Here is a 15,792-nt window from a genome sequence, read left to right as displayed (position 1 = left end):
ATCCGCGACAAAGGCGTCCAGGAGGTGTCGGCGATGACCGACGTGCTACTGACCGTAGGCACTCGCAAGGGCCTGTTCATCGGCCGCAGGCATGGCGGCCGATGGGAGTTCGAGGGCCCGCACTTCAATGCCCAGGCCGTGTACGCGATCGGCATCGACACACGCCGGTCCACGCCCCGGCTCCTCGTCGGCGGGGACAGCACGCACTACGGCCCCTCGGTGTTCCACTCCGACGACCTGGGGTCGGGGTGGACGGAGCCGGTGCGGCCGTCGGTCAAGTTCCCCAAGGACACGGGGGCTTCGCTGGAGCGGGTGTGGCAGTTGCACCCGGCCGGACCCGCGGCGCCCGGTGTGGTGTACGCGGGCACCGAGCCCGCCGCCCTGTTCCGCTCGGAGGACGGCGGGGAGACCTTCGAGCTGGTGCGTCCGCTGTGGGAGCACCCGACCCGGTCGCAGTGGGTGCCGGGCGGGGGCGGCGAGGGGTTGCACACGGTCGTCACGGACCCCCGGGACCCGGACGCGGTGACGGTCGCGGTGTCGACGGCCGGGGTGTTCCGCACCCGGGACGGCGGCGAGACATGGTCACCGTCCAACCGGGGCGTGTCCGCGGTCTTCCTGCCGGACCCCGACCCGGTCTTCGGCCAGTGCGTGCACAAGATCGCCCAGGACGCGGGCGACCCGGACCGGCTCTACCTCCAGAACCACTGGGGGGTGTACCGCAGCGACGACGCGGGGGCCCGGTGGACCGACATCGGCGGGGGCCTGCCCTCGGACTTCGGCTTCACGGTGGTCGCGCACCCGCACCGCGCGGATGTGGCGTACGTCTTCCCGATCACGGCCGACTCCGACCGGGTCCCGGCGGAGCGGCGGTGCCGGGTCTACCGCACCGGTGACGCGGGCGGCAGCTGGGAGGCCCTGTCGGCCGGCCTGCCCGAGGACGACCACTACGGCACGGTGCTGCGCGACGCCATGTGCACGGACGGCGCGGACCCCGCCGGGGTCTACTTCGGCAACCGCAACGGCGAGTTGTACGCGAGCGCCGACGACGGCGACAGCTGGCACCTTCTCGCCTCCCACCTGCCGGACGTGCTGTGCGTGCGGGCGGCGGTGATCGGGTGAGGGACGCGGCCGACGCGCCAGTAGAGTGACGGCCGTGGCAGCACGACCGTTGAAAGAAATCGTCGAGCCGGGGTGGGCCGAGGCCCTCGCACCGGTGGCCGAACGCATCGCCGGAATGGGTGACTTCCTCCGCACGGAGATCGCCGCCGGACGCACCTATCTGCCGTCCGGGCCGAATGTGCTGCGGGCGTTTCAGCAACCGTTCCACGAGGTGCGGGTCCTGATCGTCGGCCAGGACCCGTACCCGACACCGGGGCACGCGGTGGGGCTGAGCTTCTCCGTCGCACCGGAGGTACGGCCGTTGCCGGGCAGCCTGGAGAACATCTTCCGGGAGATGAACTCCGACCTCGGCCTGCCCCGGCCGTCCAACGGGGACCTGACACCGTGGACCCGGCAGGGGGTGCTGCTGCTCAACAGGGCGCTGACGACGGCACCGCGCAAGCCGGCCGCGCACCGTGGCAAGGGCTGGGAGGAGGTGACCGAGCAGGCCATCAAGGCGCTGGTGGCCCGCGGCAAGCCGCTGGTATCGGTGTTGTGGGGACGCGACGCCCGCAACCTCCGTCCGCTGCTCGGCGACCTGCCCGCGATCGAGTCGGCGCATCCGTCCCCCATGTCGGCGGACCGGGGCTTCTTCGGCTCACGGCCGTTCAGCCGTACGAACGAACTACTGGTCCGGCAGGGCGCCCAGCCGATCGACTGGCGGCTTCCGTGACCCGTTCCCGTGCCCGTCGCTGCCTCCGTCCGCCCCTCCGTCCCCTGCCCGGGCGGCGTGCGTGAGCTCCGGCACCTGGGTGCTGGGCGTCGACTCCGGCGGCTCCGGACTGCGGGTCGCGCTCGGCGCGCTGCCGCGTGGCTCCGGCGGCCGGGCCGGTGGCATCGGTGGCGTGCGCGCCGTGGAGAGCACGGCGTTCGCGAACCCGGTGCGCACCGGACCGGGCGGGATCGACGCGGAACACCTGCTGGAGCGGCTCGTCCCGGCGGCCGAGGAGCTGCTGGGGCGGGCCGGTGCCGTCCGGCTCGCGGCGGTGGCTGTCGGGGCGGCCGGAATGGCGACGCTCGGGGACGAGCTGCGCGCCACCCTGCCGCGGGCGCTTCGCCGTTCGCTGGGGGCGGCCGGGCTGGCGCTGGCCGCCGACGCCGTGACCGCCTACGCCGGGGCCCTCGGGCAGCGGCCAGGAGCGGTGGTCGCGGCGGGCACCGGTCTGATCGCGCTCGGCACGGACCTGTCCGGCTGGCGCCGTGCGGACGGCTGGGGGCACCTGCTGGGCGACTGCGGCGGCGGGGCGTGGATCGGCCGCGCCGGCCTGGAAGCCGCCCTGCGGGCCCACGACGGGCGGCCCGGTGGATCGGCGCCGCTGCTGGCGCGGGTCAGGGCGGTGTTCGGCCCGCCGGCGGCCCTGCCCGGCCTGCTCTACCCGCGCGCCGACCGCCCCGCCGTGCTCGCCTCCTTCGCACCCGAGGTGGCCCGGTGCGGCGTGGCGGGCGACGCGGTGTCGGCCGGCATCCTGGCCCGGGCGGCGCGCCACATCGCGGAGGCCGCGGCGGCCGTCTGCCCCCGGGGCGAGGGCCACCAAGTCGCGCTGACCGGCGGCCTGTTCCGGATGGGCGATCCGCTCCTCTCGCCGCTGCGCGCCGCGTTGGCGGAGCACGCCCCGCACGCGCGGGTGGTGCCCGCCGCCGGGGATCCGCTCGACGGCGCGCTCACCGTCGCGGCGGCCCTCGCCACCGGCACGCTCCGACTGCCTCACGAGCCGGGCATGCTGGAGACAACCACCCTCCAACCGACTGATCGGACATAGCCGGACAGAGGGCGCCTGACCGCCCCCTCCCCAAGCGTCGGAGCAGGTAAAGCCAGTAGCATGCGGCGCCATGAGCTCCCCCACTGGGCCCGCTTCCGGCCTGCCTGTACGAATGCCGCGACCCCGACAGTCCGGGCGGCACCGTCGCCCTGAACCCGTGGCGGCCCCCGAGGGCGCGCCCGCGCTCGTTCTCGCCGTTCCCGGCACTCCTTCCGCCGCTGTCCGCAGCCTGGCGGAAGAGGTCGTGAGCATCGCTCGTTCCGAGCTGCCCGGCCTGGAGGCCGCGATCGGCTTCCTGGACGGCGACGAGTCCGCGTACCCGCAGCTGTCGGCCGTCCTGGAGCGGGCCGCCGTGCTGCGTGTGGAGCGGTACGAGCTGGCCAGGGCCGCGGGCCGCGAGGTCGCCGAGCCCCAGGGCCCGGCCGCCGTGGTGGTGCCGCTCCTGGCGGGCCCGGACGGCGCCCTGACCGGCCGCATACGGCAGGCCGTCGCGGACAGCGGCGCGTCCGCCGAGCTCACCGACGTGCTGGGCCCGCACCCGCTGCTGGCGGAGGCGCTGCACGTGCGCCTGTCGGAGGCCGGGCTGGCCCGCGCCGACCGGGCCCGGCTGTTCACGGTCGCCACGGCGGCCGACGGCATCGTGCTGGCCACGGTCGGTGGCGAGGAGGCCGTGCGGGCGGCCGGTATCACCGGCATGCTCCTGGCCGCGCGGCTCGCCGTCCCGGTGATGGCCGCCGCGCTTGACCAGGAGGGCTCGGTGGCGGCGGTCGCCGAGCAGCTGCGCGGCTCGGGCTCGCAGCAGCTGGCCCTGGCTCCGTACCTGATCGGCCCGGAGCTGCCCGAGGGGCTGCTGGACGTCGCCGCGGAGGCCGCCGGGTGCCCGGTCGCCGAGGCGCTGGGCGCCTACCCGGCGGTCGGGAAGCTGGTGCTGGCGCAGTACACGACCGCGCTCGGCATCGTGCCGCAGCCGCAGGGGGCTCCGGTCCTCTGACGCGCGTGACGGAAGGGCCCGCACCGGAGGCGATCGGTGCGGGCCCTCGTCGTCACCCTCGCGCATCCCGACGCCTCACCCGTCGCAGAGGGCCGTGACGTCGTCCCCGCGCTCAGGCGAAGGCCACGCAGGACGCGGCGGGGGCTTCGAGGGAGCCGGCCGGGCTCGGCACGCCCGTCGCGGGGTCGATGTCGAACCAGGTGACGTCGCCGGAGCGCTCGTTGGCCACGTACAGGCGGCGTCCGTCCGGGTCCAGGGCGAGGTCCCGGGGCCAGTGGCCGCCGCAGGGGACGGTGGTGACGAGCCGGGGCTCCTCGCGGGTCCCGTCGAGGGCCAGGACGGCGATGGTGTCGTCGCCCCGCATCGCCGCCCACAGGAACCGTCCGTCGGGTGCGGCGACGATCCCGGACGGGTAGCTCGCGGCAGCGGCGCCCGTCGGCAGGACGGCCGGTTCACCGACGGCGGCGAGGGTGCCCGTGCCGGGCTCCCAGCGGCAGACGGTGAGCGTGGGGGCCAGTTCGGCCAGGACGTAGACATGGCTGCCCGCCGGGTGGAAGGCGAGGTGGCGCGGTCCGCTGCCCGGCCGCAGCGCGGTCTCCCCGTGCGCGGACAGCGCGCCCGTCGCGGGGTCGATGGTGCTGACGCGTACGGAGTCGGTGCCGAGGTCCACACCGAGCACCCAGCGCCCGCCGGGGGCGGGCACCACCTGGTGGGCGTGCGGGCCGGCCTGCCGTTCGGGGTGCGGGCCGCCGCCCTCGTGGCGCAGCACCGCCACGGCCGGGTGCGGCGCGCCGCCGGGGCCGAGGGGCAGGGCACTCACGCTGCCGGAGCCGTAGTTGGCGGTGAGGGCGTGCCCGTGGGCGAGCGCCAGGTGGGTGGGGTGGGCCCCGCGTACGGGCGCCGGGGTCCCGAGCAGCCGGGGGGCGGGTCCCGTGACGTCGAAGGCGGCGACGGCGCCCTCCTCGGTCTCGCTGACCGCGTACAGCACCTCGCCGCCGGGGCCCGGCACCAGGAAGGACGGGTCCGCGACCGCGTCCGACGCGCCGGTCACGGTCAGCGCTCCGGTCCGGCCGTCCACGGTGGCCGCGGTGACGCCGCGCCCGCCCGCCGTGGTGAACGACCCGATGTAGGCCCGCCGGCCCCGGTCCTCGCCCCGCCGCACTTCGTCCGCCACCGCGCTGCCCCTCTCGCCTGCCGTCCGGTCCGCGCCGACGCTAGCAGGTCTAGACCAAGAGGTCGCCGGTGGCGTCACGGCGGCAGACGTGCGGTCCGGTCGGCGACCGGCGGACGCGGCGTGTGCGGACCACCCGGAGGCGGCGCGCGGAGGAACGGGGCGACGACGGGGCGTGCGGGTGGCGCGCGCCGGCGGAGCGCGAGGACGGCCCGTACGGATTGTCCGTACGGGCGGCGGGCGGACCGGCGCGAGCGGTCCGCCCGGCGACCCGCTACGCGCCGATCAGCGGCTCGCGTGGGGAGGTGCGGCGCAGCGGTGTGGCGAGCTCGGTGAGCGCGCGCTCCAGGCTGTGCAGGTGGGCGAGCGCGGGCTCGGCCACCGCCGCGACGGCGCCCGCCGCGTCGGCCGGGGCGGTCCGGGCCTCCTGTGCCCGCTCCGGTGTGGTGAGCGCCTCGACGGCCGCCTCCACGCGCCAGCACGCGGCGGCCAGCCGGGCGTCGTGCGACGCCTCGGGGTCGGCGGCGATGGAGGCCAGGCCGCGTACCTCACGGGCGCAGACGTCGAGCAGGGCGAGGACCTGCCGGGCCCGGGCCTTGCGGGCGCGCAGCGGGCTCAGCGGGTGCACGAGCGGAGCCAGGGAGAGCCGTACCCGGCCGAGGACGGCTTCCAGTTCGGCGACGTGCGGGGACGGGTCGGCGTCCGGCGTGCCGGACAGGCGCGCGGCGGCCCGCTCGGTGCAGACGTGTACACAGCGCAGGGCGCGCCGGATCCAGGCGTCCGTGGTGGCATGGGTGGTGACCGGCAGCACGAAGAGCACGGCGAGCACCGCTCCGAGGGCCCCGATCCCGGTCTCCATGGCCCGCAGCGCCAGCAGGGCGGGGTCCAGTACGCCCAGGAGCCCGTAGAGCGCCCCGGCCATCACCGTCACCGACAGCATCATCCAGGTGTACGAGACGGCGGCCGTGTAGAAGATCCCGAACACGCAGACCGCGACCAGGACGGCGGTGGGCACGGCGGCGCCGTCCAGCGGGACGACCACCACCAGGCCGGCCACGATCCCGATGAGGGTGCCCAGCACCCTGCGGAAGCCGCGGACCAGGGTCTCGCCGCGCGAGGAGGTGTTGACGAAGATCCACCAGGTGGCGCCGACGGCCCAGTACCAGCGCTCCCCGGAGAGCATCTGGCCGGCGACGAGCGCCACGGCACCGCCGACGGTCGCCTGCACGGCCTGGCGCGTGGTGGTGCGGGCCAGTCCCCTTCCCTCGATCGGCACCTGTGGGGCGGGCGGCGGCAGGCGCCGCTCGTAGCACCACAGGCCGAAGCGGACCGCCGACGAGCACAGCAGCGAGAGGGCGACCGCGGCGTACAGCTCGGGGAGCTGCCCGGGCATCGTGCGCAGGAACTGCGCCACGAAGAAGGTCATGAACGCGAAGACTCCGAGGGAGTGGCCGCGCGGCCCCCAGCGCCGGGCGTACACCCCGGCGCCCATGACGGCGAGGAAGGCCACGTCCCGCCCCACCGGGTGGTCGTGCAGCACGGCCGCGGCGGCGAGCACCGGGAAGCCGACGACCGGCAGCAGGGCGGTGGTGACCGCCTGACCCCTGACGGTGGTGTCCGTGACGGTGAAGAGGGCGAGGAGCGCGGCGAGCCCACCGGTGATGGCCGCCGTGAGGGAGTGTCCGGCGAGCCCGCACACGGCCACCGCCGCGCTGATGCCGAGGACGGCCCGGGCGGCGCTGCGCAACCGCAGCCGCCCCGGATCCGGAGCCACGAACATCCTCTTCAGCACAGTCTCCCGCCCCTTCCGCGACAACGACGCCCTCGGTGACCGCCGCGCCCTCGACGCCCGCGACCCGTGGGTCGCCGCGGGCGCCGCGACACCCGGCTTCCGGGACGCTCCGGCATTCCGGCGTTCCGGTGTTCCGACATGAAAAAGGCGCCGCGGGATCCGCAGCGCCATCGACACCTTTATAACACCACCTTCCGGCCCGATGGCTCAACTCGTCGAGAGTCGGCTGAGCCATTGGCCCGGTTGGAGGCATCGCGCACACGAACCGGGCGGGCCAATGGGCCAGCATCCGGACCGGGCTCGAGGTGGAGCGCCACCGGGGCCACAGAAGAAGAGGAAGCGGATCGTCCGCCAGGACCCGTGTCAGGGGAGTGCGCGCGCCGGCCACGACGAAGCCGAACCCGGCCGATGAATCCGGCGCCGGTCCCCGCACCCGCTGCTGCGCCCGCTCGGGTACGCGGGCGTGGCGGTCACCGTGATGGCCGCCGTGGGCAGCCCGGTCGTCCCGCCCGCCGTGCTCGTGCTGCTGGGCGACCGGCTCCACCGGCTGGACGCCTTCGCCCGGTGACGCCGCCGCCGGCCGGGGACCGCGCGGTGCCGGCGGGCCGGGGGCGCGGGTGGGGCTCGCCCTGGCCGCCTGGACGCGACCGTCGTCCGCGGCCTGCTGGTGCCCGCCGTGACGCGGCTGGCCGGGCGCGCCGACCGGTGGGTGCCGCCGTGGCTGCGGGGCAAGGAGGACCGTACTGGGCCATTGGTACGGTGATCCCGGGGAAGTGCCGTACCAAAGGGGACCGAGGAACCATGGCCGTCGACGAGCTGGACACCCGCATCCTCCGGCTGCTGATCGAGCAGCCGCGTACCAGCGTCCGGGAGTACGCGCGCCTGCTGGGCATCGCGCGCGGCACCCTGCAGGCCCGGCTGGACCGGCTGGAACGCGAGGGCGTGATCACCGGTACGGGCCCGGTCCTGTCCCCCGCCGCGCTCGGGCACCCGGTGCTGGCGTTCGTGCACATCGAGGTCACCCAGGGGCACCTGGACGAGGTCGGGGACGCGCTGGCCGCCATCCCCGAGATCGTCGAGGCGTTCTCGATCACCGGCGGCGGGGACCTGCTCACCCGGGTCGTGGCGCGGGACAACGGGCACCTGGAGGACGTCATCCAGCGGCTGATCCAGCTTCCGGGGGTGGTGCGTACGCGTACGGAGATGGCCCTGCGGGAGCGGGTGCCGCACCGGCTGCTGCCGCTGGTCGAGGCGGTGGGCCGGTCGGCCGGGCGGCAGCGGGGGTGAGCCGGGCGAAGGACCGCGGGCGGTACTTGGCATGCTGGACGCATGCACACCTCTCGCGCCGCGGTCATCTTCGATCTCGACGGCACGCTGGTCGACAGCGAGCCGAACTACTACGAGGCCGGGCGCCGGCTGCTGGAGCACTACGGCGTCACGGACTTCGGCTGGGAGCACCACACCGACTTCATCGGGATCGGGACGCGCGAGACGCTGGAGATCCTGAAGGAGGAGTACGGGCTCGACGCGCCGGTCGAGGAGCTGCTGGCCGGCAAGAACCGCCACTACCTGGAGCTGGCGCGCGCGGCGACCGAGGTGTTCCCCGAGATGCGCGCGTTCGTGGAGCGGCTGCACGCCGAGGGCGTGCCGATGGCGGTCGCGTCCGGTTCGTCGCGCGCCGCGATCGAGGCGGTCCTGGGCGGCACGGGGCTGGACGCGTACCTCACCACCGTGGTGTCGGCCGAGGAGGTCGAGCGGGGCAAGCCCGCGCCGGACGTGTTCCTGGAGGCGGCGCGCCGCCTGGGGGTGGAGCCGGAGCACTGCGTTGTGCTGGAGGACGCCCCGCCCGGCGCGGCGGCGGCCCGGGCGGCCGGGATGCGGTGCGTCGCCGTGCCGTACGTGGCAAGCACGGTCGACGACCCGGCGTTCGGCGGCGCGGAACTGCTGCTGCGTGGCGGTCAGGCGGAGTTCACGGCCGCGGCGGCCTACGCCTTCGTGATGGCGGGCCGCCGGACGACGTGACCGCACCGCCGGCCATACCGGTGTCCGCCAACCCCCGAACCGCCCGGCCGGGAAAACCCGTTGCCCGGCGGGGACCCGGCACGACAGGCTTCCCGCCATGTCCGAGACCCGAACGGGCGGTGCGCGCGACGTGACCGCCCTCTTCTCCCACGGCCGCCTGACGGCCATTCCGCGCAAGCCGGCCCGCCGTGAGCAACTGCTCGTCCACCTCACCGAGACGCTGTTCGAGCGGGACCGCTCGTACACCGAGCCCGAGGTGAACGACGCCCTGCGCACGGTGCACGAGGACTGCTCCGCGCTGCGCCGCTACCTGGTGGTCGGCGGGATGCTGACCCGGACCCCGGACGGCGCCACCTACCGGCGGGCCGGATAGCCGTCAGAACCGGGCGTGGGCGGTGATGTCCGCGTCGAACTGGTCGGTCATCGCCGGGGTCACCGTCGGGCGGCACTGGGCGATGGCCTCCAGGTAGTCCTCGGTGCCCGCCCCGGGCGTCCCCCGTGGGTCCCGGTCGCCCAGGTCCCGCTCGAAGGCGGTCTGGGCGGCGATCCGGGCGGCGTGCTCGATGTCCGCCGGGGTGAACAGGTCGCTTGCCGCCACCAGGACCGACACGTCGACGTCCGTCCTGCCGTCCGTGTACCGGGACCAGATCGCGGCGCGCGCCGCCTTGTCCGGCGTACCGATCGGGATGAGGTAGTCGAACCGGCCGGGGCGCAGGAACGCCGGGTCGAGCGACCGGACCGAGTTGGTGGCGCACACCAGCAGCCGTTCGTCGCCCTCCCGGAACCGGGGGATGAGTTTGAGGAGTTCGTTGGTGACCCCGTGCATCCCGCCGGGCTGCGCGGGCTCGGTGCGTACGGGGGCGATCTCCTCCACCTCGTCGATGAAGACGAGCACCCGCTCCAGCTCCGAGATCCGGGAGAACGCGTCGCGCAGCGCGGCGGCCAGGTTCCCCTCGTCGGCGAGCCGGGACGGCAGGAGTTCGACGAAGGGCCAGCCGAGCCGGGAGGCGATGGCCCGCGCGAAGGTGGTCTTGCCGGTGCCGGGCGGCCCGAACAGGGTGATGGCGCGGGGCGGACGGACGCCGTGCCGGGCGGCCCGCTCGGGCTGGGCGAGCGGCAGGACGACCCGCCGCTCGATCAGGTCCTTCTCCGCCTCCATGCCGGCGACCCTGCCCCACAGGTCGCCCGGCAGGAAGCCGCCGCCGAGGTCCTCCAGGAGGTTGGCGGCCGGGCCGTGCAGCGGTTCGACCTTCTCGAAGTAGGCCACGGCGGGCTGCCGGGTGTACCCGGCGTTCAGCAGGCCCTCGCCGACGAGCTCCTCCTCGGGCAGGACGTACGCGATCCGCCCCACCCGGGCGGCGACCAGTCGCCTTTCCAGCTCGACCAGCAGGGCGCTCGCCAGGCCCCTGCCGCGCCAGGCCGGGGAGATGGCGATGCGCATGACCCAGGCGCGCTCCCCCGCCACGCAGGCGAGCGCCGCGCCGATGGGCGCGCCCTGGTGGACGGCGACGACCGCCGGCTGGCGGCTCGTCAGCGCGCCGATGCACTCGGCGAGTGAGAACACGGACTCCTGACCGAGCTCGGCCGTGGTGTCGATCAAGTGGACGACGGCCGCGAGGTCGCTCTCACGGTAGTCGTGGATCAGCCAGTTCACCGGTACCACCCCTCGTTGTGCTGTTCCGGCGAGGCTAGGGGCCGTCCGGCGGCCGGTTCCTGTGCCACGGTGCACAAGGGCGGGGTGCCGAATGCGACGCCGTGGACGTTGTGGACGCCGGGGACGCCCTGGGCGTCGCGGGCCTTGTGGGGGACGGCACAGCGGGCGCCCGACGGTGGACGCGCGACCGGACGGTCGACAGGATCACGGGGACGCACGATCTCCGCGACCGAGGGACGGGACGTACGACGCATGGCGAAGCACTGGGCGGACTTCCAGTACGAGATCTACCTGAACGGGATGACCGGCGCCGTACCGCGGCTGCCCACCGACCTGACGCGCCTCGAAGAGCTCACCGAACAGCGCCTCGGCCCCGGGCCGGTCGGTTACGTGGCGGGCAGCGCGGGCAACGGGAGCACGGCGGCCGCCAACCGGGCGGCGCTGGAACGGCGGCGGATCGTGCCACGGATGCTGCGCGACGTCCACGAACGCGACCTGTCGGTCCGCGTACTGGGCCGGGAGTTGCCCGCGCCGCTCGCCCTGGCGCCGGTGGGCGTGCTGTCGATCCTGCATCCGGACGCGGAGCCGGCCGCCGCGCGGGCCGCCGCGGCGCAGGGCGTGCCGTTCATCCTGTCGTCCGCCTCCAGCACACCCATGGAGCAGGTCGCGGAGGCGATGGGCGACGCGGAGCGGTGGTTCCAGCTGTACTGGGCGAAGGACCGGGAGGTCACCCGCTCGTTCCTGAACCGGGCCAAGGCCGCCGGGTTCACCGCGCTGTTCGTCACACTGGACACGCCGCTGCTGGCGTGGCGACCGCGTGACCTGGACCAGGCGTACCTGCCGTTCCTCCACGGCGTGGGCACGGCCAACTACTTCACCGACCCGGCGTTCCTGGCCGGGCTGGCCAAGCCGGTGCGGGAGGACCCGGACGCGGCGGTGGCGCACTTCGTCGGCATGTTCGCCGACCCGGCCAAGACCTGGCCGGACCTGGAGTTCCTGCGGGAGAACTGGGACGGTCCGATCGTGCTGAAGGGCGTCCTGCACCCGGACGACGCCCGGCGCGCCGCCCAGGCGGGCATGGACGGGGTGGTGGTGTCCAACCACGGCGGCCGCCAGGTCGCCGGGTCGGTCGCCGCCGCCGACGCGCTGCCCCGGGTCGCGGAGGCGGCCGACGGCCGGCTGGCCGTGCTGTTCGACAGCGGCATCCGCACGGGCGACGACATCTTCAAGGCGCTGGCGCTGGGCGCCGACGCGGTGCTGGTGGGGCGCCCGTACGCGTACGGGCTCGGCCTCGACGGCCGGGCGGGTGTCGAGCACGTCATCCGCTGCCTCCTCGCCGAACTCGACCTGACCCTCGCCCTGTCCGGCCACCGCACCCCCGCCGGGCCCGGCCGGGACGACCTCGTCGAGGAGGGCGTGTGACCGAGTGCGGCAGCACGCCCGGCTAGGGCCTGGCCGGACACCACGACTGTTCGTCACCCGTGTCGTCCAGCCCGTCCACGATCCGGCCCACCGCCTCGGCCGGTCCTCCTGACGGCGCCGCGGCCGGGCCCGAGCACGAGCCGGCCGCCACCGGCGGCGAACCGCATCCCGCCGCGTGACCGAGGACTTCATACCGGCGCGGGAGAGGCAGCCGTCCGGCGCCGGTAGTAGTGCACGGTGACCGCGCCCAGCAGCGGCCCCCAGAGGAGCAGCGGTGCGTAGACGATGTTGAGCAGCCAGATGCCCCAGGTGGTGGCTTCCATGTCCGCGTTGAGTGACGTGTGGACGAACAGTGCGCCAAAGACGGTCGTGGCCAGCGCGCCGAGCCCCGCCACGCCGGTCCCGAGCCGGACCGGGACTCGGCGCCCGCCCAGATGAGGAATCCAACGCGGCCATGTTTCACCCCAGCTCCGCACCAGCCCCAGGGTGAGGAACGCGAGGGCCTCGGAGATCACACCGAGGCCGACGAGGACCAGCGATCCCGGGCCGGGAGCCCCCATCTGATCGTATTCGGACTGCGCCAGCCCGACGGGGACACCGACGGCGATGGCCACCCGCCAAAGCGCGGAGGGCACGTTGGTCAACGCGGCGCCCACCGCGGCAAGCCGGGCCCAGCGCGGCACATTGGGCAATACCTTCACTTTCGGCATGTGCGTCACGTTCGCCGATGGGGCGCTTGTCCACATCGGCCCGCGGTTCCGTCCCTCCTCGCCCGCGAGGCGGAACCACACGTACGACCTGCGAGCCGGAACTCCCTCCGGCCACGGCCGCGGTGTCGGTCCGCTGAAGTATCCTTCCCGCCACCGCACCGACTGTGAGGATCAAGAGAATTGACCGGCCTGTCCGCTTTCCCGCTGCCCTTTCATGCCTCCCGTTCCATATCGTTCGCACCACCCCGGACGTTGCGGGAACTGCAGATGATGCAGTGCAGCTCACACATTCGGTCGAAGCCGGGGTGGTTCGACAAGATGAACGATCCCGGCATCGTCGCCAGGTGGACGCAGGAGGCGGTCGCCCAGGGGCTCACCGAAGCGCAGGTTCGTTACGTGCTTGCCGAGCTCGCGCACTACGCGGCGCTGCGGGACGGAAGAACCGGCATCGAGGTGTCCGCCGTCGACGGGGTGTGGCAGTCGGACACACTGGTCGACGACACACTCAGATCCCGGCTGCGCGAGGCGGTGCGGGTTTTGGAACAGGTCCCCGAAGCAGAACAGGACTGGCATCCCGGATCCGACGGCCAGGTACTGGACCTGGTTCATCCCTCACTGTTCTGTCTGGTGAGAGAGGTGAGCGGTGCGCCCGAGCGGGCTTGGCAGAACCCGACGGACCGCTACTCGACGTACGAGTTCTCGGAGAGCTTCCAGTGGCTGCCCACGGACGTCGACGTCAGTGCCGACGGCGATGTCACCTTCCGTTCGTACGTCAACAACGTCCACCCCGAGGCTCATCACGAACTGGCCTCCGTCCTCCCGGACCTGTTCGCGCGCTTCCGCCCCCTGCTGGAGAATGTGCTCACCGATCTGCGCCATCCGCGGCCCCTGCGGATCGAGGCCGACCCTTACGGATGGTACGACTCGGAGCCCGAGCGCCCGGACGCATCCTCCTACAGCGACGACGGGGCCTACAGGGAAGCCCTCCGGGCATGGGAACAGGCCCAGGACGACTGGTGGGAGAACCGCTGCCCGGTCGTCCCGGACGCCCCGGCCTTCACCCCGCCCGAGTTGCCCGACGCATCCGCCCGAGTCGACCTGCGCGGCCGCAGTCTCCAGGTCATCGTCAAGCTCGCCACCATTCATCTCACCCCGGACAAGCCCGAGTACCCCGGCGGTTCCTGGCATGTCGAGGGGATGCTGAACGAGCGGATCGTCTCGACCGGCATCTACTACTGGGACAGCGAGAACATCACCGAAAGCCGGCTGAGCTTCCGGGCGGCACTCGACGACCCGCACTACGAACAGAACGACGACAACGGTCTGCGTGAGGTCTACGGCCTGGAGGACGAAGACGCGCTGAACCAGACACTGGGATCGGCATCGACCCCGGCGGGCCGCTGCCTGGCGTTCCCGAACATCCTGCAACACCGCGTCGGCTCGTTCCGCCTCACGGACCCCACCCGCCCGGGGTATCGCAAGATTCTCGCGTTCTTCCTGGTCGACCCGTCGGAAAGGATTGTCTCGACATCCGATGTGCCACCGCAGCAGCCCTGGTCCGACACCTCGACCATGACGCTCGAACAGGCCAAGGGTTACCGCGAAGAACTCATGCGGGAACGCAAGTTCTTCGTCGATGAGCATAACGAGCAGCTCTACGAACGGGAATTCTCCCTCTGCGAGCACTGAACCTCTTCGGTCCCGAATACGCGCGGCTCAGGAGGGTGCGGACGGCCCGAACAACACGATGCGCGGACAGAACCCCAGGAGGGGAAGCATGACCGAGACCAGCGACACCCGATCCTCCGACAGCAAGCCGCAAGGGACGCCACGGGGCCGACTGCAACGCCTGATGCGCCACATCCCCCTGATCGCCCCCGTCCTGCTGTGGGCCGTGCCGTGCTGGGTTCTCCTGCACACCGGCCAGCACTGGCCGCTCCCCGTCACGCTGATCGGCACCACCCTGTTCGCCCTCGGCCTGATCGGTATGCCGCTCGCGATGGCGCGCGGCCACGGCCGGCGCCAGCAGGACCCGGCGGCGATCGTCGGTGACACGCTGCTGGGCGGCAGCTGGGTCCTGTTCACCTGGTCCGTTCTGTTCGGCGTCCTGCTGCGGCCCGCCCTGACCGTGGCCAGCGTCGGTGACGCACAGGACCGGGCGCGCATCGTCACCTGGGCCGTCCTCGGCGTAACCTCCGTGCTGCTCGCCTGGGGACACGCCGAGGCCCGACGCGTACCACGCGTGCGCCGACTCGACGTGCGACTCCCGCGTCTGGGAGCCGGGTTGGACGGCACCCGCGTCGTGCTGATCACCGACACCCACTACGGTCCGCTCGACCGCGCCCGCTGGTCGGCACGGGTCTGCGAGACGGTGAACACCCTGGAGGCCGACCTGGTCTGCCACACCGGCGACATCGCGGACGGCACGGCCGAACGCCGTCGCGCCCAGGCCGCCCCCCTGGGCACCGTGCGGGCGACTCGGGCCCGCGTCTACGTCACCGGCAACCACGAGTACTACAGCGAGGCCCAGGGCTGGGTCGAGCTGATGGACGAGCTGGGCTGGGAGCCGCTGCGCAACCGCCATCTGCTGCTCGAACGCGGCGGTGACACCCTCGTGGTCGCCGGCGTCGATGACGTCACCGCCGAGTCCTCCGGACTGGCGGGCCACCGCGCCGACCTCGCCGGAGCCCTCCACGGCGCCGACTCCGACCTTCCCGTCCTCCTCCTCGCCCATCAGCCCAGGTTCGTCGACCGCGCCGCGGCCCACGGCATCGACCTCCAGCTCTCCGGCCACACCCACGGCGGCCAGATCTGGCCCTTCCACCACCTGGTCCGCCTCGACCAGCCAGCCGTCGCCGGACTCAGCCACCACGGCACGCGCACCCTCCTCTACACCAGCCGCGGCACCGGCTTCTGGGGCCCGCCCTTCCGCGTCTTCGCCCCCAGCGAGATCACCCTGCTCGTGCTCCGCTCCCCGCGGCGGCGCACCTCGTCCTAGGGAGTGTCCGGAGGGTACCGGCGTCCGCCCGAGGGGCCGGGGTCGCGGCGTCCGGCCCGTGCGACCGCGAGGCGGAGGAGGGAGACACGCGACCGCGGTGCTCGTCAGTCGGTA

At 73.8% G+C, this 15,792-nt stretch carries 14 protein-coding genes; 10 read left to right on the top strand and 4 right to left on the bottom strand.

Annotated elements, in window-relative coordinates; genetic code table 11:
- Positions 1-33 precede the first annotated feature (33 nt).
- The 4 genes from AC07DW_RS10170 (at position 34) to AC07DW_RS10155 (ending at position 3,909) form a co-directional block, all read left to right on the top strand.
- Positions 34-1,119, top strand: coding sequence for a WD40/YVTN/BNR-like repeat-containing protein (locus tag AC07DW_RS10170; protein ID WP_478857178.1), 1,086 nt, complete (start codon positions 34-36; stop codon positions 1,117-1,119).
- A 34-nt stretch (positions 1,120-1,153) separates the two neighbouring features.
- Positions 1,154-1,831, top strand: coding sequence for a uracil-DNA glycosylase (locus AC07DW_RS10165; RefSeq protein ID WP_344363627.1), 678 nt, complete (start codon positions 1,154-1,156; stop codon positions 1,829-1,831).
- Positions 1,832-1,892: 61 nt separating this feature from the next.
- Positions 1,893-2,918, top strand: coding sequence for an N-acetylglucosamine kinase (locus AC07DW_RS10160; RefSeq protein WP_478857177.1), 1,026 nt, complete (start codon positions 1,893-1,895; stop codon positions 2,916-2,918).
- A 70-nt stretch (positions 2,919-2,988) separates the two neighbouring features.
- A complete protein-coding gene (locus tag AC07DW_RS10155) occupies positions 2,989-3,909 on the top strand; it encodes a sirohydrochlorin chelatase (protein WP_478857176.1) in 921 nt (306 codons plus the stop codon).
- Positions 3,910-4,021: 112 nt separating this feature from the next.
- Here the strand turns inward: AC07DW_RS10155 and AC07DW_RS10150 are convergent, their stop codons facing one another.
- Positions 4,022-5,083, bottom strand: coding sequence for a lactonase family protein (locus tag AC07DW_RS10150; RefSeq protein WP_478857175.1), 1,062 nt, complete (start codon positions 5,081-5,083; stop codon positions 4,022-4,024).
- 271 nt (positions 5,084-5,354) lie between these two features.
- Complete coding sequence (locus AC07DW_RS10145; RefSeq protein ID WP_478857174.1) at positions 5,355-6,872, bottom strand: FUSC family protein; 1,518 nt, start codon at positions 6,870-6,872, stop codon at positions 5,355-5,357.
- Positions 6,873-7,673: 801 nt separating this feature from the next.
- Here AC07DW_RS10145 and AC07DW_RS10140 point away from each other — a divergent pair.
- From AC07DW_RS10140 to AC07DW_RS10130, 3 genes are all read left to right on the top strand, one after another.
- Positions 7,674-8,159 carry an Lrp/AsnC family transcriptional regulator gene (locus AC07DW_RS10140; protein WP_478857173.1) on the top strand — a complete coding sequence of 162 codons (486 nt, stop codon included), beginning with the start codon at positions 7,674-7,676 and terminating at the stop codon, positions 8,157-8,159.
- A 42-nt stretch (positions 8,160-8,201) separates the two neighbouring features.
- Positions 8,202-8,894, top strand: coding sequence for an HAD family hydrolase (locus AC07DW_RS10135; RefSeq protein ID WP_478857172.1), 693 nt, complete (start codon positions 8,202-8,204; stop codon positions 8,892-8,894).
- Positions 8,895-8,991: 97 nt separating this feature from the next.
- Positions 8,992-9,267 carry a DUF2087 domain-containing protein gene (locus tag AC07DW_RS10130; RefSeq protein WP_478857171.1) on the top strand — a complete coding sequence of 92 codons (276 nt, stop codon included), beginning with the start codon at positions 8,992-8,994 and terminating at the stop codon, positions 9,265-9,267.
- A 3-nt stretch (positions 9,268-9,270) separates the two neighbouring features.
- On the opposite strand, the gene AC07DW_RS10125 is transcribed toward AC07DW_RS10130, so the two are convergent.
- Complete coding sequence (locus AC07DW_RS10125; RefSeq protein WP_478857170.1) at positions 9,271-10,548, bottom strand: ATP-binding protein; 1,278 nt, start codon at positions 10,546-10,548, stop codon at positions 9,271-9,273.
- Between the two features lie 252 nt (positions 10,549-10,800).
- On the opposite strand from AC07DW_RS10125, the gene AC07DW_RS10120 reads away from it, so the two are divergent.
- The gene (locus tag AC07DW_RS10120) at positions 10,801-11,970 is read left to right on the top strand and encodes a lactate 2-monooxygenase (RefSeq protein WP_478857169.1); all 1,170 of its coding nucleotides are present in this window, start codon (positions 10,801-10,803) and stop codon (positions 11,968-11,970) included.
- Positions 11,971-12,158: 188 nt separating this feature from the next.
- Here AC07DW_RS10120 and AC07DW_RS10115 read toward each other — a convergent pair whose 3' ends face one another.
- The gene (locus AC07DW_RS10115; protein ID WP_478857168.1) at positions 12,159-12,680 is read right to left on the bottom strand and encodes a hypothetical protein; all 522 of its coding nucleotides are present in this window, start codon (positions 12,678-12,680) and stop codon (positions 12,159-12,161) included.
- Between the two features lie 180 nt (positions 12,681-12,860).
- Between AC07DW_RS10115 and AC07DW_RS10110 the strand changes: the two genes are divergently transcribed.
- Together AC07DW_RS10110 and AC07DW_RS10105 are read left to right on the top strand one after the other, a co-directional pair.
- Entirely contained in the window at positions 12,861-14,369 is a 1,509-nt protein-coding gene (locus tag AC07DW_RS10110; RefSeq protein ID WP_478857167.1) for a DUF4246 domain-containing protein, read from the top strand.
- 88 nt (positions 14,370-14,457) lie between these two features.
- Positions 14,458-15,678 (top strand): metallophosphoesterase, encoded by a 1,221-nt coding sequence (locus AC07DW_RS10105; protein WP_478857166.1) that lies wholly within the window; start codon positions 14,458-14,460, stop codon positions 15,676-15,678.
- Positions 15,679-15,792: the final 114 nt, after the last annotated feature.

It is taken from the genome of Streptomyces sp. NPDC045701 (assembly GCF_056432045.1).
Note: the sequence above shows the minus strand (reverse complement) of the source record. Positions and strands in the feature narration are given on the sequence as shown.